Origin of the sequence: Hymenobacter sp. APR13 (assembly GCF_000737515.1) — a bacterium.
In the GTDB taxonomy this organism is placed as follows: domain Bacteria; phylum Bacteroidota; class Bacteroidia; order Cytophagales; family Hymenobacteraceae; genus Hymenobacter.
In genome coordinates, this window is sequence record NZ_CP006587.1 from 4,258,768 (window position 1) to 4,275,815 (window position 17,048).

Genomic DNA, 17,048 nt, shown 5'->3' on the forward strand with positions numbered 1-17,048 from the left:
CCGCGAGCGGGCCGTCAGGCCATCACGGTTATCAGACCAAGCAGCGGGTCGGCCAGCGCCCTGTCGCCTTCCACTTGCATGTGCTGCACTGCCAGCTCGCGCGGCAGGCTTTTCGTGAACAGTCGCCACGCCACGCTTCCGTCCAGTATAATTTGGGTAGCTACCGGCCCGGTATATCCGGTGCCCAGCTCCCAGCTGGTTGCGGCCCGCCGCAGATACCAGCTGCCGCCCCCCGCGCCCGTAATGGCCAGCGCCACCACCGCGCCCGCCGGGGCCGACACCTTACGGTAGTGGTGCGGCAACGCCCGCAGGCAGGTACTCAGAAACGGCTGATACAGCTCGGGCGCGAAAAGCGCCGCCTCCTGCCCTACCGCCTGCCGGATCTGCTGCTGGTGGTGCCACTTTTCGGTGTATTCGCGGGCTACGTGAAACCAGTTGAGGGACGTTTCTTCGCCGGCCCAGGCCACTGGGAAGGCGGCAACCTCAAAAGGCGGCAACGAACTGATATAGGCACTGTAGGCCGGCCCGCTCAGCTCCAGCAGCCACGTGAGGATGGCTGGGCTGAGACGCTGGCCTGCAGCTACCCACTCGTTGTTGAGGCCGTTGAGGTACTTCACCACGTCGGCGTAGGCCGGGCTGGCGGGCCCGGCGCCCCCAAAATGCCCGTCGCGCAGCATGGACAAGGTCCGCAGGTTTCCGTCGAGCAGGTGCAGGGCCACGTCGCGCACCCGCCATTGCGGGGCCAGCGTGGGTTGCTCCCAGTCGGCCGGGGCCAGAGCCCGCAGCAACGCAATCAGGTGCGCATCCACCACCGGGAACAGGTGCGCAGTATCCAGAACGGGCAGTGATTGCATACTTTCGACTATGGCGCGGAGCGTTCTATGCTGCCGGAAGGCTGTTTGTGGGAACCTAACTCAGCTGAAACTGCACGTATTTGATGGGCACGCCCTGGGCGCGGTACTTGCTCTCGAAGTTCGTGACGATGTCCTCGGCATGCGGGAGCAGCTCGGGCGTGGCGTAGAGGTCTTTGGTCTGGGCCAGAATCTGGACGCCGGACCGCTCGGCCAGCACTTCCAGGGTGTAGTCGAACAGGGCTTCGTTGTCGGTTTTGAGGTGCACGAGGCCGCCGGGCTGTAGAATCTGCCGGTACAGGTCGAGGAAGCGCGGCGAGGTCAGGCGGCGCTTGATGTCCCGGTCGCGCGGGCGCGGATCGGGGAAGGTTATCCAGATTTCGGCCAGCTCGGCGGGCGCGAAATGCTGCAGCAGATCGTGGGCCCGGGTGCGCACGAAGCCGACGTTGCGCAAACCCTGCTCCTCGGCCCGCTTGCTGCCGCGCCAGATTCTTTCGCCCTTGATGTCGAGGCCCAGAAAGCTGCGCTCCGGGTAGCGGGCGGCCAGGCCCACCGTGTATTCGCCCTTGCCGCAGCCCACTTCCAGCGTAATGGGGTGCGGCGTGCCGAAGAAGTCTTCGTGCCAGCGGCCGCGCAGCTGCTCGTAATTGGCTTTGCCGGGTTCTACAATGTCGGGCCGTTCGGCGTTTTCGGCGAAGCGTTGGAGTTTGATACGGGGCACTGGGTCGTTTTTTGTTGTTCGTCGTTCGTTTTTCGAAGCAAATGGGCCGGCAGTTTTTCATTGTTCAATGCGTCGCCGAAAAACAAACGACGAACAACAAAAAACAACCTCCCTAAAAGTCCACTTCGGCAACCACAAAGGTACTGCCCCCGATGAACACCACATCATCGGGGCCGGCGGCGGCGCGGGCGGCCTGCACGGCTACCGGCACCGGGCCGTAGACGTGGCCCTGCAGGCCTACGGCCGCGGCGCGCTCGGCCAGCTCCGCGGCCGGCATGGCTCGCGGAATGGTGGCCTGGCAGAAATAGTAGGTGGCGTGCTGAGGCAGCAGACTCAGCATCTTGCTTACGTCTTTGTCATTCACCACGCCCAGCACAAAGTGCAGCCGCTGCATCGGCAGGCGCGCCAGCTGCCCCACGATGAAGCGGATGCCCGCCTCGTTGTGGCCCGTGTCGCAGATAACCAGCGGCTGGCGGCCCAGAATGGTCCAGCGGCCCAGAAACCCGGTGAGGCGGCGCACCTCGCGCAGTCCTTCGCGCACGGCGGCCTCCGGAATCGTGAGGCCCTGGCGGCGCAGCTCGTCTACCACGGCCAGCACGCCGGGCAGGTTCAGGCGCTGGTAGTCGCCCACCAAGCCCAGCTCCAGCTCGGAGAGCAGCAGCTGGCCGTCGGGTTGGGTGATGGTGAGGAGCTGGGTGTCGTCGGCGGGGGCCGTGGGCGCGGCCAGTTCGGCCAGGTAGTGCTGGTCGGCGAAGCGCAGCGGGGCCTGTTCGGCCGCTGCTTTCTGCTCGAACACGGCCTGCACCTCGGGCTGGGTCTGGCTGATGATGGCCGGCACGCCGGGCTTGATGATGCCAGCCTTCTCGCCCGCAATCAGCGGCAGCGTGTTGCCGAGCAGGTTCTGGTGGTCGTAGCTGATGTTGGTGATGAGCGAAACGAGCGGCGTGATGATGTTGGTGGAATCCAGGCGGCCGCCCAGCCCCACTTCCACCACGGCCACGTCTACCTGCTCCTCGGCGAAGTAGGCGAAGGCCAGCGCCACGCACATCTCAAAAAACGAGGGCTGCAGCTCGGCAAACAGCGGCTGCCAGCGCGCCACCCACGCCACCAGATACTCCGGCGTCAGGTCCTGCCCGTTGATTTTGATGCGCTCCGTAAATTCCTTGAGGTGCGGTGAGGTGTAGAGGCCCACCTTGTAGCCGGCTGCCTGCAGCACCGCCGCCAGCAGGTTGGAGCTGCTGCCCTTGCCGTTGGTGCCCGCCACGTGCACGCAGCGCAGCTGCCGCTCGGGGTTGCCCATGGCCGCCGCCAGCGCCTCGGTCCGCTCCAGACCCGGCTTGTAGCCCGCCTCGCCCACCCGCTGAAACATGGGCAGCTGGCTATACAGGTAGTCAAGGGTTTCGGCGTAGGTCATGGAGGCAGGAAAGCAGTAGCGCGAACTTTGTAGTTCACGTCCCCGCGCCGTTGCAGTCATCCGAACGGCGCGAAGGCGCGAACTACAAAGTTCGCGCTACTGCCCTCAAAACAAAGCCGCCGGCCGGATTTCTCCAGCCGGCGGCCCGGTATGGTTTTAAGCGTTTGAAAGTCTAGCGGACTGTGAAGCGGAACGTGTAGAAGCCGGTGCCGCCGCCGTTGGCGGAGTTGGTGCGGCGGAACTCGGCGTTTTCCAGCGCGTCGCGGCAGGCCCGCTCCTGCGCCGCCGACACGTTGCCGGACACTTTGGTCACGGCTTCCACTTCGCCGTCGGCACTCACTTTAATCTTGAAGCGCACGAAGCCCGAGTTGTTGTCGATAGCCGGAGCCGTGGGCCGGTTCACGAAGGCCCAGCCGCTCATTTCGAGGCCACCGGAGCCGGGGCTGCTGCCGCTGCCGCCGCTACCAGGCTGCCCGTAGAGGGCCTTGGCATCCAGTGAGCCGTTCGGGTCGCCCTGGTCGCCGACGGAGCCGGGCCGGTCGCCGTTGTTGTTGCCGGTGGGCGCGTTGCTGCTGCCGTTTACGCCGTTGCCGCCACCGTTGGCGCTGCCTTTGGGCGTGTAGAGCGTGCGCGGGCGCTCCACGGGCCGGGGCGCTTCCTTCACCTCCTCACGCGGAGCCGGCGACGGTTTTTCCACGGGCGGAGCGGTTACGGGGCTTTCCTCGGCCTCACTCGTGACGGTGCGGGCCTCGGCGGCCTGCTGCGGTACGGGCGGCGCCGTCTGAGGCTGGGGCGGCGTGGGCTGCGGGTCGGGGTTGGAAGCGGGCGGGCGGCTGTCCTCGCGGTTGCGCGAGTCGTTGGCGGTGGCCAGGCTCTGGATGTCGCCGGAGCCGGCCTCGTCCACGCCGTAGTTCAGCTCCACGCCGTCGCCGCCCAGCGCGTCGAGGGGCGGGTCAGGACCTTTGAACACGGTGAAGAAGAACACGGCAGCCAGGGCCGCGTGCAGCAGCACGGTGCCAACCAAGGCTTCCTTCCGATGTTCTTCGCGGTATTCCATGGTCGTTATTCGCTGTTTGATTTTCGTTTTTCGGCTGCTTGTTCACTGAGGGTTTCAGCTGCGCTAACCAGCGACGAAAACCGAACAACGAAAATCGAAAAACTATTTCCCGGCGGCCTGCTGGGCCTGGGTGGCCATCACCATTTTAATCTTGAGGCGGTTGCCGATTTCCAGGATGTCGACCAGCTTCTGCACGTTCAGGGAGGCATCTACGCGCAGCACGGCAGTGGGGCTGTCGAGGCCCTGCACGCGGCGCTGCAGCTCTCCTTCCAGCTGGGCGGCGCTGGTGGGCTGCCGGTCTATGAAGTAGCCGCCGGCCGCGTCCACGGAAATCGTAATGGGCTGCTTCATCATCTGCTTGCTGCTTTTGGCATTGGGCAGCATCAGCTTGATGATGTTGGGGTTCACCATCGTCGACACAATCAGGAAGAACAGCATCAAAAAGAACATGATGTCGTTCATCGAGCTGGTTTCGACGTGCGAGGAAAGCTTACGGCGGCGGCTGAGGTTCATAGAGTAACTGAGTAGCGGAGTAACTGAGTGGATGTGCAGACAACTGAGCTGAAGGAAAACCTACTCAGTTACTCCGCTACTCAGCTGCTCCCTTAGTTGTCCTGCAGGATGTCCATGAACTCGATGGCCGAGTTTTCCATGCGGAACACCAGGCGCTCAACCATGATGCTGAGCCAGTGGTAGCCGATGTGGGCAATGATACCCACAATCAAGCCGGTAGCCGAGGTCACCATCTTGGTGTAAAGACCGCCCGAAATCTGGGCAATGCCAAAGTCACCGGTGGCGCTGATGGCGTAGAAAATCTTGATAACCCCGATGATGGTACCCACGAAGCCCAGCATGGGCGCAATGCCGGCAATGATGCCCAGGATGCTGATGTTCTTTTCGAGGCGCGCGATTTCCACCTTGCCCACATTTTCCACGCTGGTTTCGATGTCTTTCAGCGGCAGCCCGATGCGGCGGATGCCCTTTTCAATCATGCGGGCCAGCGGCGTGGCCGTTTGGGCGCACAGCATTTTGGCCCCCTGCAGGTCGCCTTTCACCATCAGGTTGCGGATGCCGGGCATGAACGACTCCGGCACGGCCGCGGCTTTGCGGATGGTGATGTAGCGCTCAATGATGATGTAGAGCGACACAAACGAGAGCAGAAACAGCGGAATCATGATGCCCCCGCCCTTCACAATCAAATCCACCAGCGAGAGGTCGGCGGCGGCGGCGTTGGCCACCGCGTTGGCGGCCGTGGCGGTGGAGTCGGCGGTGGCCGCGCCGGCGGCGGGCGCGCTGCCGACTTGCATCTGAAGCAGCAGGGAAAGCAATACGGTCATGCTAGTAATTGAGTACCCAGAGAGAGGAACCCATCCGCTTGCGCAGGATGGTGGCCTGCCGGTCGGCCGAGGTGCGGTCGGCGTAATCGGCAACGGAGAGCTTGAACTGCCGGCTGCCGGCCTGCGGCAGAATCACGCGGGCCGGATGGCCCAACCGAATCAGGGCCTGACGGCCTTTCTCGGCATTGGCGAGGCTGGTGTAGGAACCGGCCACCACGTAGTAACGGTTGGTGCGGCTGTTAATTGTCGCGGTGCTGGCTACCGGGGTTGCATTACCGGCCCGGGCTTTTTCCCAGCCCGGCGCTTTCACGGCAGCTTTGGCCGATTTGGCGGCCGGCCCCTGCACATCCTTGCTCACGGGCTTCACGGCTACGGCCTTGGCGGCAGCGGCCGGCGCGGCTTTCACAGCCGGCGCGGCTACCGGCGCTTTCCGCACCACGGCCGCCACCGGGGCAGCGGCGGGCTTGGTGGCTACGGCGGGCGTAGCTACGGCTACTTCAGCGGCCGGGGTAGCGGCAGCGGGCGCCGGAGCCACGTAGTTATCGGCGGGCGTGAGGGCCGCCTGCTGGCGGCTGATGGCCGGCGCAGCTACTACTGGCTGGATTTGCGGCGTGTTAGCGCTTACTTCCCGGAAAGCCGGCAGGCGCAAACTCTGGGGCAGATAGCCCTGCTGATCGGCGAACATATAGCTGGCCGAGAACATCAGGCCTACTACCACGGCGGTGAGGGCATTGTAGACCAGCCGCGAGGCGCGGCGGCGCACGGTGGCCAGCTGCGGCACGGCCGGCTGCCGCTCGCGCGAGTTCAGCGCATCGGTAGCGCGCACCGGGCGCGACACCAGCTCCGGCAGCCCAAAGCTAGCCGACAGCAGGTTGTCGGTGCCGGTGTATTCAAACTCCAGGCCGCGGCCGGCGGAGCGGCGGAACGTGCCGATACCGCTCAGCTCGGCGCGCTGGGTGGTGTCCAGCTCTTCCTGCATACGGGCCACAGCCTCGCGCACCAGCTGCCGGGCCTGTGCCGTGCTCAGGTTCAGGCGCGCGCTCAGCGCATCCACCAGCAGCCCGTCGTTGCGGGTCAGCGACTGGTTGAAGGCTACGCGCTTGGCCGGCGGGGCCAGCGTGTGCCGCACCGGATGAATACGGGCAGGCGCGTAGTCGGCAATCAGGCCGCCAAAATCGGGGATGATGACGCAGTCATGGTCCCGGAGCAGGGTGCGGATATGGTCGGAGAGCGGCATATATTTTTAGTGCGTAGTGCCTGGTGCTTGGTGCTTAGTAACTGGTCGTTGCACGACCTATGCACTAAGCACCAGGCACCAAGCACTAATTTTAGAAGTCGTAGGTGACACCGGCCAATACGTTGATTCCCTTCACTGGGTAGTTGAGGAACCGCTCATATTGACGGTTAAGCAGGTTATTGCCTTGAGCAAAGATGCTTAGATTTTCCATAATGCGGTAATCGGCGCGCAGATTCAGGTCGATGACGGAGTCGGTGGGGCGCACGAATTCGCGGGGCTGCAGGGCGTTGGCGCCGTAGCGGTAGCCCGAGCCGAAGCTGGAGCTGTAGGTATACAGCTCGGCACCCAGCAGCAGTTTTTCATACACGTTATGCGAGGCAAACAGCACCGACTGGAAGGCCGGCCGGTGGAAGGCCTCGGCCAGTGTCTTCACGTTGTAGCCGTTGTAGTCGGCCTTGAGGCCGATGCGGGTTTTCTCGGCCGCATTGTAGATGATTTCGCCGTGGATGTTGAGCAGCTGGGTGGCCTTCTTGTCGTAGACTAGGTCGAACTTGGTGGAGTCGCGGCGGGAGTTGTTGTAGAAGTACAGGTTCCGGTCGTTGCTGAGCGTCACCTTGGCATTCACCTCCAGCGCCCGGGCCGGCGCGGCCTGGAAGCCGAAATACAGCGTGGGGCCGCGGTGAGTGTCGGCTACGCGCTGGTTGGGGGCCAGCCAGGGGTTTTCGGTGGTCAGGTCGTACATGCTCACGCGCTGCAACCCGCCGCCCAAACCGGCAAACACCACAAATTTGTCTTCCGTGACGGTATAGCCCACCCGCACGGCCGGGTACACCTTGAACTGCGACACGTCGCGGATGGTGTCGCCGGTGTAGCCCAGGGTGGCGCCCACGGTCAGAGCCAGGCGGTTCAGGGTGAGGTTGTAGGCGGGCGTCACCTGCACGAAGGGCCGGCGGTAGCTCAGCGAATCCTTGAAGGAGATGAACGACAGGTCGCCGTTGACGGTCACGCGGCTGGTTTCCGTGAGAGCGTAGCTAGAGCGCAGCTCGGCGTAGATGTTGTTCTCCTTGGCCTCAAACCGGTCGTTCCAGTGCCGGAAGCCCAGGGCCACGTCGTATTGGAAGGTGGCGTCGGTGGCGCGGTTGCGGGCGTACACCTTGGCATCGGCCCGGAAGAAGGTTTGCTTGAGGCTGTCGGCCACGGGCAGTACCGGTCGGTCGCGGTTGTAGCCGTAGAAGTTGTACCGCTCCCGCCCGATGTCCACCTTGGCGCCCAGCGCGGTGCTGCCGCTGTAGGTTTCACCGTGCACGCCCAGGCTGGTGCGGCTCTGGCCGGAGTTCTGCTTGTCAATCGGGCCGCGGCTCGACGACAGGTGGTTCAGATCGAGCCCGTAGGAGGCCGAGTTGCTGCGCGTGTTGTGCAGGTGGGCGCGCCCCAGGAAGGTGCCGTAGTTGCCGATGCCGGCCTTGAGGTAGTTGCCGGTTTGCGGGGTCAGCTCCTCCTGCCGGATGGTGAGCACCCGCACCGACGGGTTCAGCAGGTCCGACGGCAGCTTGTAGTCGGGGTAGGTGTACGGCACCTGAGCCGCGGTTTTGGCGGGCGGCGCGATGGTGATTTTCTCGAAGTTGCGGGTGGCTTCGGGCAGCTGGTTGACCCGCTCTTTTACGATTTCGATTTCGGCCTCCTCAATCTTGCCGCGGGGGTTGGGGCGCGTAGTCTGGGCCTGGGCCACGGCGGGCACGGCGGCCAGCAGGCCGGCCAGCGCCAGCATTTTCGACGGATGAAGCGTCATAGGTTCGGGAGTGGATTCAGTGCAGGCTCAGGTTGAGATACACTGCAGCAAGCAATTAATATTCAGACAACTATTTCAGGCAATGCAAGCAGGCTCGGCACCTATTCCTCCTCGCCTACCGGCCCATCGGTGCGGTTGCTGATGGTGTCGGTGGGCTGGGTGGTGCTGGGCAGCAGGGAGCTGCGGCCGGCGGTTTTGCCCTTGGGCGTGGCCGGGGCTTTGCTGGTGCCGGGCTTGGTGGTGGCCGGCTTGGTCGGAGCGGGTTTGGTGCCACCGGCCGGGCTGTCGGAAGGCAGCGCGGCGAGGCGTTTCTTGGCCCCGTCAATCACCTCAGCCACCGGAAATTTGTTGTCGATGATGGAATTGAGCGTGGCGCGGGCCTGGAAGTTTTCGCCCTGCGCGGCGTAGATGTCGGAGATGAGCAGGAAGCCCCGGCCCTGCCACAGCTCGTAGTTGGAGGTGTTGGTTTTGTAGGCGGCGTCGAGGGCTTCGGGGTACTTCTTCTGCTGATACAGGGCATCGGCTACCAGGTACTGAGCCTCGGCGCCGTTCTCGTCGGCGGCAGCGGCCGTGGCGGCCGTGTTCAGCTCCGTAATGGCCTGGTCGAAGTTGCCGGCTTTGAGGCTGGCCTTGCCCAGGTAGAGCAGCGCGGCGTTGGTGGCGGTGGGCGAAGCAGCCTGCGTCTGCAGCTCCTGGGCCACGCGGCGCGTGTTTTCCAGGTCGCCGCTTTCGTAGTAGCTGCGCATCAGGCCCAGCCCGGCGTTGGCAATTTCGCGCTTGTTCTGCGAAGAGGTGCGCAGCCGCGTGTAGTAGCTGATGGCCTCGGGGTAGTTCTTGTTCTCGAACTCCAGCTCGGCCACCCGGCCCACGGCGCGGTTCACAAACTCCGACTTGCCTTCCTGCACCACGGCCTTCAGCTTGGGCAGTGCCTCGGCCTTCTTGCCGGTGCGCAGCAGCGCGTCGGCCAAGAAGTAGCGGCCGTCGGCGGCCAGGGCGTTGTCGGGGTACTGCTTCAGGTACGACTCCAGGCGCGGAATGGCCTGGGCATACTTCTCGGCCAAATACAGCGACTTGGCGGCCTCAAACTCCACGCTTTCGGTGGCTTTGCTGTCGGGGTTCTGCTGCTTGAACTGGGCCAGATATTGGTCGAACTCCTCGGTCTTGCCCTGCGCCGACAAACTTTCCTGCAGCGAGTAGATGGCGCTGCTGGCGGCCTTGGTGCGCGGATACTGGCTCAGCACTTGCTTGAAGTCGGCGGCGGCCTTGTCGTGCTGCTCCAGGTTGGCGTAGGCCACGCCGCGCTTGTGCAGCGCCTGTGGAATGAGGGCCGAGTTGGGGCGGTTGGTAATCAGGCGCGAGAAGCCATCCACGGCCTGCTGAAACGAGCCGGCCTCGAAATCCAGCTGGGCCTGCTGGTACACGGCGTCGTCGGCGTAGCGCGAGGTGGGCGAGGTGCGCAGCAGCGTGCCGAGCGTGCTGGCAGCTTCGTCGCGGCGGCCCAGCAAACCCAGCACCACGCTTTTCTGGTAGTAGGCGTAGTCCTTGTCGGCGGCGTTGGCCGCAATGACTTTATTGTAAAGCTCCAGCGCCTGGGTGTAGTTTTTGGCTACATAATAGGTGTCGGCCAGGCGCAGGCTCACGTCGTAGTAGTTAGGGTCGGCGGGCTTGGCCACCGGATCCTGCAGCCAAGCCTGGAACTGCGGCCGGGCCCGGTCGTACTGCTGGGTGTTGTAATAAGCGTAGCCGAGGCCGTAGCGGGCCTTCTGCTCGAACACCTTCTCGTCGGGCGTGACGCCGCCGGAGCGGGCGGTGCGGGCCGCCGCGGTGTAGGCCGTAATGGCAGGCTGGTACTGCTGGCCCACGCTGTAGATTTCGCCTTTCAGCACCTGGGCAGCGGCGCGCAGCGCGTCGTCCTGCGGGTATTTCAGGCTTTTGTCGAGCAGCGGCAGAGCCTCGGTGTAGCGGGCGTTGTTGTAGAGCGTAGCGGCCTGCAGGTAGGATACGCGCTGGTAAGTGGCGTCGAGCTTGGCGCTCCGGTCGTCAAGGTTGTCGAGGTAGTTGAGGGCCTGGGCGTAGTCCGAGGAGTTCAGGAAACTCTCGCTCAGGATGTCGTCGGCAGCTTCGCGGTTTTTGGAGCGCGGGTACTTTTTGCCGAAGTCCTTGAGGGCCGCAATCACCTCCGGCGTGTTGCCCAGCTCGTAGTTGATCTGCGCGTACTTGAGGGTGGCGTTTTCGGTGATGTTCCGGTCAAAGCTGGCTTTGCGGGCTGCGTCAAACGAGTTCAGAGCCAGCTGCTTCTGGCTGGTTTGCAGGTAGCTCAGCCCCAGGTGATAGGCCGCATTCTGCCCCAGCGAGTCGCGGCGGGCGGCCACACCCTTAAACGAGCCGATAGCGCCTTTGAAGTCGCCCTGCTTGTAGTTGGCGTACCCGATTTTGTACTGCACCTCGGGCTCGATCTTCTTGCGGCCGGCGGCGTACTTGTCGAAGTACTCGGCGGCCTGCTTGAAGTCCTGCTTCTGATAGTAGGCGTCGCCCACCAGCAGCTGAATCTCGTCGGCTGACTGCGGCGGCGGCGTCTGGGCCAGGGCCTTGGTGCCGTAGTCGATGAGGCCGTCGAAGTTGCCTTCCTTGTAGTAGATCTGGCTCATCACGGCCGGCACCACGGGGCGGTAGGCGTCGTTCTGCTCGGCCACGGCCAAATCCTGGCGGGCCCCGGCGTAGTCGCCGGCGCGGTAGGCCAGGTAGCCGGCGTAGTAGGAGCTGGCGTAGCGGTACTCGTGGGTGCCCTGCTTGTTGCGGTCGAACTGCAGCTTGGCCTTGTCGAACTCCTTCTGGGCGAAGTAGCTGTAGCCCAGCTTGAACTCCGACTCGGCGCGCTGCTCAGTGCTCAGGTTGTCGGCGCCCACGCGCTGCAGGTAGTCGATGGCCTTAACGTAGTCCTTCTTATCGAAGTAGAACTTGCCCAACTCGAAAAACGCCACGGCGGCCTTGGGGTGAGCCGGGTTCTGGCGCGCAAAGGCCAGAATCCGGTCCTCGGCGTCGGGGTGGAACAGGTAGAGGCCGGCCACGGCGTAGTAGTACTCGGCGTCGATGGTGCGGCCCTCGGCCAGCTCGCCGGTGCGGCGCTGGGTCAGCTCTGTGTAGCGCTGGAACGCCTGCTGGGCGGCGCCATACTTGCCACGGTCGAACAGCTCCAGGCCTTCCTGGAAGTGGCGCTCGTCGGAGGCGAACACCTGGGTTTGCTGGGCTTGGGCGGCCAGCGGCGCCGCGGCGCTGAGGGAAGCGGCCAGCGCAATCCGGGGAAATATCTTCATTGCTCGGCGTTACGGGAAGCGGCCCCACCAGGGCCGGAGTTGGCCAAAAGTAGCGAAAAACGCGCTTGGGTTGCGGCAGAATCGCCTTTTAGCTAGTGGTAACGAGGGATTAGGTGGGTTTGGTGTAGGTGAAAGGCGGCTGTTACCTTCGGAGCACTGTTTTCCCGCCAGCCTCTCCCCTATGCGCCGCCCCTGTTTGCTGCTCCCGTTCCTGCTGCTGGCCGGCTGCTCGGCCCGCGGCGATTCTGCGGGCAGCTACCCGCAAAACCCGACCATTTCCGATGCCCAAGGCCATCCGCGGGATTCTACCACGTTCTATTTCCCGGCGGATTCCTCCCGTACCCCAATCGACTCAGCAGACCCTACCCCGCCTCACTCCCTGCGATTTGCCTCGCGCAACCTGTACGCCTTCCAGGCCCCGGTTCTGGCGAATTATTACAGAGGCACCGACACCTATCGGTTTCTGTGGCTGCGGGCTTTCCACCGCCCCGTTCTGCTGACCCTGGCCCGGCAGGCAAATGGCCTAACGCTTCGCACGCAGTTTCTGAATAAACCGGCCGGCCTACCCAGGATGGTAGACATCCTGTACATACCACCGGATGCCTCGGCGGCGCAAGCCAGGAAATTGAAAGCGCAGTTTCGCCAGCGGCAGGCAGCCCCCGCCCTGCAGCGGGAATTGGCCGAAGCCAACCGGCCACCCACGCCGGTTGGTGCCGAAGAAACCACCCGCTCACTCAGCCAAGAGCAGTGGCAGCGCTTCGAGCAGCTCCTGCTGAAAAGTGAGTTTCGCCAGTTGACTTCCCGCGAAGACCTCAGCGTCATGGACGGTGCCGACTGGCTGCTGGAAGCCCACCTGGCCGACGGCTACCACTTGGTTTTCCGCCATAGCCCCGACGAGCAGGATGGCTTCCGCAAAGCCTGCGAGTATCTACTGGACCTCAGTTCGGCCCGCGGCGAGGAGCGGTATTAGCTACTGCCGCTCCAGCGTCACCTCGTCGCGGGTGAAGTCGATGGCGCGGCGGTCTACCGGGCCGCGGCACTCCAGCACGCGGGGCGGCAGCAGCTTGCCCTTGGGCCCGGTCTGGACCTGGGCCTCGCCCACAATATCGAGCACGGCCACGGTTTCGCCGTTCAGGCGCAGTGCCCACTTGCCCGGCTGCACCGGCCCCTCCAAGTGGCCGATCAGAAAGGTTTCTTTGGAGGATACGGGGATGATGTCGAGGACTTGCATTGTGTTTGAATACGGAATGAACGGACGGAAAAGCACGTCATGCAGAGGCGCAGCCGAAGCATCTCGCGTGCTGACGTTGGAGTACTGTGGCAAGGATTTCCAGTTGGCGCACCGATACGCAGTAGCGCGAACTTTGTAGTTCGCGCCTTCGCGCCGCTGAAACGAAATCATCCGAATGGCGCGGGGGCGCGAACTACAAAGTTCGCGCTACTACTTCCACTCAGCCCACATCCTGCGCCTTGATGCGCGAGTCGAACCGGAATTCCTCCCGGGCCACGATGCGGATGCGCTTGAAATCGGGGTGGCGGCTGTGCAGGATGTAGTTGAATTCCTGGGGTACGATGGACGAGGGCACGCGCAGCACGGCCGAGCTGCGGCGGCGGTACCAGGCGTCGCCGAGGGGCTGGCACACGGCGTAGCGACTGGCTTTTTCCCAGTCGGCGGGCAGCTGGGCGGGGCTGATTTCCTCAATGAGCACGTCGTCGGGCACCTCAATCACCAGCACCCGAAACTGGTCGGTGAGGCCTTCGCCGCTGCGGTGCACCACGTTTTCGAGGCAGGCCAGCGCCCGGGTGGCGGCCGTGTAAATCACGAACTGGTCCTTGAAATTCCAGCGGGCCCGGTAGCCGGAGGCAAACAGGTCGTCGGCGTACTTGGCCAGGCAGATGCGGTATACCAGCATGCAGATTTTCCCGGTTACGACAAGTCGCCGTAGGCGATGCGCGTGAGCTCCTCGGCTACCAGGTCGATGCCGCCGCTGGTTTCCAGCAGCCGCAGCGGAATCTCGCCATCGAGGCCGTGAGCAGGCTTGTCGAGCCAGCGCAGGTAGGCGGCCGCGTTGCCGAACACCTCCAGCCCCAAGTTGTAGAGGCTGATTATTTTGAGCGTTTTCTCGCTGCTGGCCGCGCTCAGGTTCTTCTTTTCCTGGGAGTAGGTGCGCAGGGTTTTGGTGGATAGCTCGTAAATGGCCTCCAGCTCCTGGGCCTGCAGCTGGTAGGCCTCGGCCACCTCAAACACCGTGGCCGCGGGCACCCCTTTGCGGGCTTCCATCACCAGGGCGTAGGCATCCTGCCCGGCCCGGCCCCAGGCGGCCCATTTTTTGCGCAAAGCCGCCGGCATGGGGGCCGTAATCTTGAGTTGATGAGCAGGTGTGGCCATGGGAAAGTTCCGGTTAGCGAGTCGAACTTAAAGAAATTTTTCTGATTAACGAGGAAAAATTTCCTTTGGTTCTCCGGGGCCGTTAGTGCGGGCGCCTTGGGCTTATCAGCGGGTATCGTAGGTCGCTACATAGACCGGGGCTTCGAACCTGGGACACCCACGCCTCTCAACCAGCCCCACGTCAAGCAGAAAAGCCCGCCCGATTTCCCCAATGGGAAGCCGGACGGGCTTTTCTGGTAATGAGAGAACCGGCTATGGATCTTCACTAGCGGGTTAAGCTGGAAGCAGCCGAGGTAGAGACGCAATATGTTGCGTCTCGTCGTTGAACGACTTGAAGCGTGAATTTTTAACAACATCAGCAACGACGAGACGCAAGATATTGCGTCTCTACGCCGTTCTGCTGGCTACGCGGTAAGTTCGGCCGACTCTGGGACGGTCACGCTGTTCAGGGCTTTTTCCAGGGCCGTGTCCTGCACGCCGGGGATGGCCACGCCTTCCACGCGCGCTACCGTAACGTCGGTCATGCCGAGGAAGCCGAGGACGGCCTGCAGGTACGGAGCCACAAAGTCGAAGCCGGCAGCCGGGCCTTCCGAGTAGATGCCGCCGCTGGACATGGCCACGTACACTCTCTTGCCGGTTACCAGGCCCTGGGGCGCGTTATCGACGTACTTGAACGTGATGCCGGCGCGGGCAATGTGGTCAATCCAAGCTTTGAGCGTGGACGGGATACCGAAGTTGTAGAGCGGTGCGCCGATAACAATGATGTCGGCTGCCTGCAGTTCGGTAATGGCGTCGTCGGAGTGGCGGGCGGCTTCTTGCTGCTCGGGCGTGCGGTTGGCGGGCGGCGTGAAGAAGGACTGCAGCTTGGCTTCTTCCAACTGCGGGAATGGATGCGTGGCCAGGTCGCGGGTGGTTACGGTGCTGCCGGGATGTGCGGCCTGCAGCTTTTCGATGATGCCGTTGGCCAGTTTGATGCTGAAGGAAGCGCCGCCGCGGGGACTGGAAATGACGTTCAGAATGTTCATGCTAGTGTAGTAGAAAGAGGTAAGAGTCTCCCCGCTGCACCACGAAATCGTGCCGGCCCCGCCCCGTAGGTAGGAGGCTGCGGCCAGTCAGGCAGTGTGCGAGTAAGACAATCAATGTTTATACATAAAATGTACATACATTGTTTCACGCAATCCTTCTTTTTGTTCCGCCGAGTTTTTCCGACCACCGGCCCCTACAACAACTCCCCACCGGCGCCTCGCAGCCTACTTGCTCACTACCACCGCCACCCGCAATACAGCCCCACTACCAGCAACAGCCCGAAGCAGCCGAGCCGGCGCGCCTTCTCGCGCAGGGCCCGCCGGCGGCCATAAGCGGCGGCAGCGGCCACCGGCAGAAAATAGCCCCGCCACGCGCCTTCCGGCTCCGACAGTATTCATACCTCCCGGCACGTCGGGCACGCAAAACACACCACCAATTCTGCTTATGGAGCCTCCTCAGCAGGCAGCATCAGCAACTTGCGGAGCAGGCGCTGCTCAAACGCCTCATAATCCCACCACTAGGGAAGCCATATATCCCGACCTGGAAGCAGTCAGGGTGCATAGTGCTTGTGTAGCGTGAAGCCTCTGCTTAGCGCATGGCAGAACGACACGCCATGAAAATCAACAACGATACGCGCAGCAAAAGCTGCGCGCTATTGGCTACTGCCCCACCACCGCGTGCAGCGGCACCGGATGGATGATGAGCCAGATCAGTTCCCGCAGGATTTCACCGTCGGTCATCGAGCCGCTGTCAATGCCTTTGCTCTGAGCGTCGGCGCGGCGAATGAGGTGCACGATGTCACGGGTGCGGTGGAAGTCGAACACCTTCAGGCCGGTCTGATAGTCTTTGCGCTGGATGGGGAAGCGCAGGCCCATTTTCAGCCAGTCGGTTTCCGAGGGGTTGGGGTTCTGGTGCAGGGCCAGCAGCCGGGAGAAGTAGTTGAACAGCAGCGTCAGGTTCGGGATGAGCGGATTGTTCTTGGGGTTGGCCTCGAAGTAGAGCAGGATGCGGTTGGCCTTGAGCACGTCGCGGCGAACCAGGGCACTCTGCAGCTCGAAGATGTTGTACTCCTTGCTAATGCCCACCATGCGCTGCACCAAATCCTCGTCGATGCTGTGGCCCGGCAGCAGATTGATGAGCATCTTGTCCACCTCGTTGGTGAGGCGGCCCAGTTCCCCGCCGATGTACTCGGCCAGCATTACGGTGGCCTGGGGCGTAATCTGCTGGTTTTTCGAGCGCACGTAGTTGCTCAGCCACGGCGCCACCTGGTTGTCGTAGAGCTTTTTGCTGGTCATGAGCACGGTGCCGGCGGGGGCGGGCTCCTTTTTGTCGCCGGCGAGCAGCTTGCCCAGCTTCTTGCGCGCATCCAGGGTTTTGTGCTTGTAGCAGAACACCAGCACGGTGCTTTGCAGCGGATTGCGCAGATACGCCTCCAGAAACGGCCACGACTTCTCGGCCTCCAGGTCGGCCACGGTTTGGGCTTCTTTCACAATGACCACCGAGCGTTCGGCCATCATGGGGAAGCGCTTGGCCTGGCCCAGGATGCCGGCCACGTCGGTGTCCTTGCCGTACATCACCACCTGGTTGAAGCCCTTCTCGTGCTCGGGCAGCACATGCTTTTCCAGCAGATCGGCAATCAGGTCGATATAGTACGGCTCCTCCCCCTGCAGAAAGTACACGGGCGCAAACTGCCGCTGCTGGAGCTGCTTCAGGATTTCGTCGGGCGAGAGAGTCAACGTGTAATTAGTAATGAGCAATTAGTAATTAAGAATTGGGGGCAGGCGCACTGATGGGCACCTTCCCAATTCTTCCTACCCAAAGGTACGGGCTGCCTCTTACCTTTGCCGAACAGCTTTGGAAGAATTGGGCAGCTGGTACCGGCTGAGGAAAGCACGTTTGCCTCTCTGGATTTC

At 63.1% G+C, this 17,048-nt stretch carries 15 protein-coding genes; 1 reads left to right on the forward strand and 14 read right to left on the reverse strand.

Annotated features, from left to right (window positions below):
- Positions 1 to 14 precede the first annotated feature (14 nt).
- From N008_RS17815 to N008_RS17855, 9 genes are all read right to left on the reverse strand, one after another.
- Positions 15 to 854 carry a maleylpyruvate isomerase N-terminal domain-containing protein gene (locus N008_RS17815; RefSeq protein ID WP_044017706.1) on the reverse strand — a complete coding sequence of 280 codons (840 nt, stop codon included), beginning with the start codon at positions 852 to 854 and terminating at the stop codon, positions 15 to 17.
- Between the two features lie 55 nt (positions 855 to 909).
- Positions 910 to 1,572, reverse strand: coding sequence for a tRNA (guanosine(46)-N7)-methyltransferase TrmB (trmB, locus tag N008_RS17820; protein WP_044017707.1), 663 nt, complete (start codon positions 1,570 to 1,572; stop codon positions 910 to 912).
- Positions 1,573 to 1,684: 112 nt separating this feature from the next.
- Positions 1,685 to 2,986, reverse strand: a complete 1,302-nt coding sequence (locus N008_RS17825; protein ID WP_044017708.1) for a bifunctional folylpolyglutamate synthase/dihydrofolate synthase — start codon at positions 2,984 to 2,986, stop codon at positions 1,685 to 1,687.
- Between the two features lie 172 nt (positions 2,987 to 3,158).
- On the reverse strand, positions 3,159 to 4,043 hold the full coding sequence (locus tag N008_RS17830) for a hypothetical protein (protein WP_044017709.1): 885 nt from the start codon (positions 4,041 to 4,043) through the stop codon (positions 3,159 to 3,161).
- A 102-nt stretch (positions 4,044 to 4,145) separates the two neighbouring features.
- On the reverse strand, positions 4,146 to 4,556 hold the full coding sequence (locus N008_RS17835; RefSeq protein WP_044017710.1) for an ExbD/TolR family protein: 411 nt from the start codon (positions 4,554 to 4,556) through the stop codon (positions 4,146 to 4,148).
- A 92-nt stretch (positions 4,557 to 4,648) separates the two neighbouring features.
- Positions 4,649 to 5,380 carry a MotA/TolQ/ExbB proton channel family protein gene (locus N008_RS17840; protein WP_081910874.1) on the reverse strand — a complete coding sequence of 244 codons (732 nt, stop codon included), beginning with the start codon at positions 5,378 to 5,380 and terminating at the stop codon, positions 4,649 to 4,651.
- Position 5,381: 1 nt separating this feature from the next.
- On the reverse strand, positions 5,382 to 6,617 hold the full coding sequence (locus N008_RS17845; protein WP_044017711.1) for an SPOR domain-containing protein: 1,236 nt from the start codon (positions 6,615 to 6,617) through the stop codon (positions 5,382 to 5,384).
- Between the two features lie 91 nt (positions 6,618 to 6,708).
- A complete protein-coding gene (locus tag N008_RS17850) occupies positions 6,709 to 8,406 on the reverse strand; it encodes a TonB-dependent receptor (RefSeq protein ID WP_156109388.1) in 1,698 nt (565 codons plus the stop codon).
- 101 nt (positions 8,407 to 8,507) lie between these two features.
- The gene (locus N008_RS17855) at positions 8,508 to 11,720 is read right to left on the reverse strand and encodes a tetratricopeptide repeat protein (RefSeq protein ID WP_052381705.1); all 3,213 of its coding nucleotides are present in this window, start codon (positions 11,718 to 11,720) and stop codon (positions 8,508 to 8,510) included.
- A gap of 181 nt (positions 11,721 to 11,901) precedes the next feature.
- On the opposite strand from N008_RS17855, the gene N008_RS17860 reads away from it, so the two are divergent.
- Positions 11,902 to 12,690 carry a hypothetical protein gene (locus tag N008_RS17860; protein WP_156109389.1) on the forward strand — a complete coding sequence of 263 codons (789 nt, stop codon included), beginning with the start codon at positions 11,902 to 11,904 and terminating at the stop codon, positions 12,688 to 12,690.
- Here N008_RS17860 and N008_RS17865 read toward each other — a convergent pair whose 3' ends face one another.
- The 5 genes from N008_RS17865 to holA all read right to left on the reverse strand — a co-directional run bounded on the left by N008_RS17865 (position 12,691) and on the right by holA (position 16,892).
- Positions 12,691 to 12,951 (reverse strand): hypothetical protein, encoded by a 261-nt coding sequence (locus N008_RS17865; protein ID WP_044017714.1) that lies wholly within the window; start codon positions 12,949 to 12,951, stop codon positions 12,691 to 12,693.
- Positions 12,952 to 13,171: 220 nt separating this feature from the next.
- On the reverse strand, positions 13,172 to 13,633 hold the full coding sequence (locus tag N008_RS17870; RefSeq protein WP_044017715.1) for an RES family NAD+ phosphorylase: 462 nt from the start codon (positions 13,631 to 13,633) through the stop codon (positions 13,172 to 13,174).
- 14 nt (positions 13,634 to 13,647) lie between these two features.
- Positions 13,648 to 14,109 carry an antitoxin Xre/MbcA/ParS toxin-binding domain-containing protein gene (locus N008_RS17875; protein WP_231569740.1) on the reverse strand — a complete coding sequence of 154 codons (462 nt, stop codon included), beginning with the start codon at positions 14,107 to 14,109 and terminating at the stop codon, positions 13,648 to 13,650.
- A gap of 404 nt (positions 14,110 to 14,513) precedes the next feature.
- Positions 14,514 to 15,134 carry an FMN-dependent NADH-azoreductase gene (locus N008_RS17880; protein WP_044017716.1) on the reverse strand — a complete coding sequence of 207 codons (621 nt, stop codon included), beginning with the start codon at positions 15,132 to 15,134 and terminating at the stop codon, positions 14,514 to 14,516.
- A 660-nt stretch (positions 15,135 to 15,794) separates the two neighbouring features.
- The gene (holA, locus tag N008_RS17885; protein WP_231569741.1) at positions 15,795 to 16,892 is read right to left on the reverse strand and encodes a DNA polymerase III subunit delta; all 1,098 of its coding nucleotides are present in this window, start codon (positions 16,890 to 16,892) and stop codon (positions 15,795 to 15,797) included.
- Positions 16,893 to 17,048: the final 156 nt, after the last annotated feature.

Excerpts from the sequence above, each read along its gene's own strand:
- N008_RS17840 (WP_081910874.1), bottom strand. The coding sequence starts at position 5,380 with ATGACCGTATTGCTTTCCCTGCTGCTTCAGATGCAAGTCGGCAGCGCG.
- N008_RS17845 (WP_044017711.1), bottom strand. The coding sequence starts at position 6,617 with ATGCCGCTCTCCGACCATATCCGCACCCTGCTCCGGGACCATGACTGC.
- N008_RS17850 (WP_156109388.1), bottom strand. The coding sequence starts at position 8,406 with ATGACGCTTCATCCGTCGAAAATGCTGGCGCTGGCCGGCCTGCTGGCC.
- N008_RS17825 (WP_044017708.1), bottom strand. The coding sequence starts at position 2,986 with ATGACCTACGCCGAAACCCTTGACTACCTGTATAGCCAGCTGCCCATG.
- N008_RS17870 (WP_044017715.1), bottom strand. The coding sequence starts at position 13,633 with ATGCTGGTATACCGCATCTGCCTGGCCAAGTACGCCGACGACCTGTTT.
- N008_RS17880 (WP_044017716.1), bottom strand. The coding sequence starts at position 15,134 with ATGAACATTCTGAACGTCATTTCCAGTCCCCGCGGCGGCGCTTCCTTC.
- N008_RS17855 (WP_052381705.1), bottom strand. The coding sequence starts at position 11,720 with ATGAAGATATTTCCCCGGATTGCGCTGGCCGCTTCCCTCAGCGCCGCG.
- N008_RS17815 (WP_044017706.1), bottom strand. The coding sequence starts at position 854 with ATGCAATCACTGCCCGTTCTGGATACTGCGCACCTGTTCCCGGTGGTG.
- N008_RS17860 (WP_156109389.1), top strand. The coding sequence starts at position 11,902 with ATGCGCCGCCCCTGTTTGCTGCTCCCGTTCCTGCTGCTGGCCGGCTGC.
- N008_RS17835 (WP_044017710.1), bottom strand. The coding sequence starts at position 4,556 with ATGAACCTCAGCCGCCGCCGTAAGCTTTCCTCGCACGTCGAAACCAGC.
- N008_RS17830 (WP_044017709.1), bottom strand. The coding sequence starts at position 4,043 with ATGGAATACCGCGAAGAACATCGGAAGGAAGCCTTGGTTGGCACCGTG.
- N008_RS17875 (WP_231569740.1), bottom strand. The coding sequence starts at position 14,109 with ATGGCCACACCTGCTCATCAACTCAAGATTACGGCCCCCATGCCGGCG.
- N008_RS17865 (WP_044017714.1), bottom strand. The coding sequence starts at position 12,951 with ATGCAAGTCCTCGACATCATCCCCGTATCCTCCAAAGAAACCTTTCTG.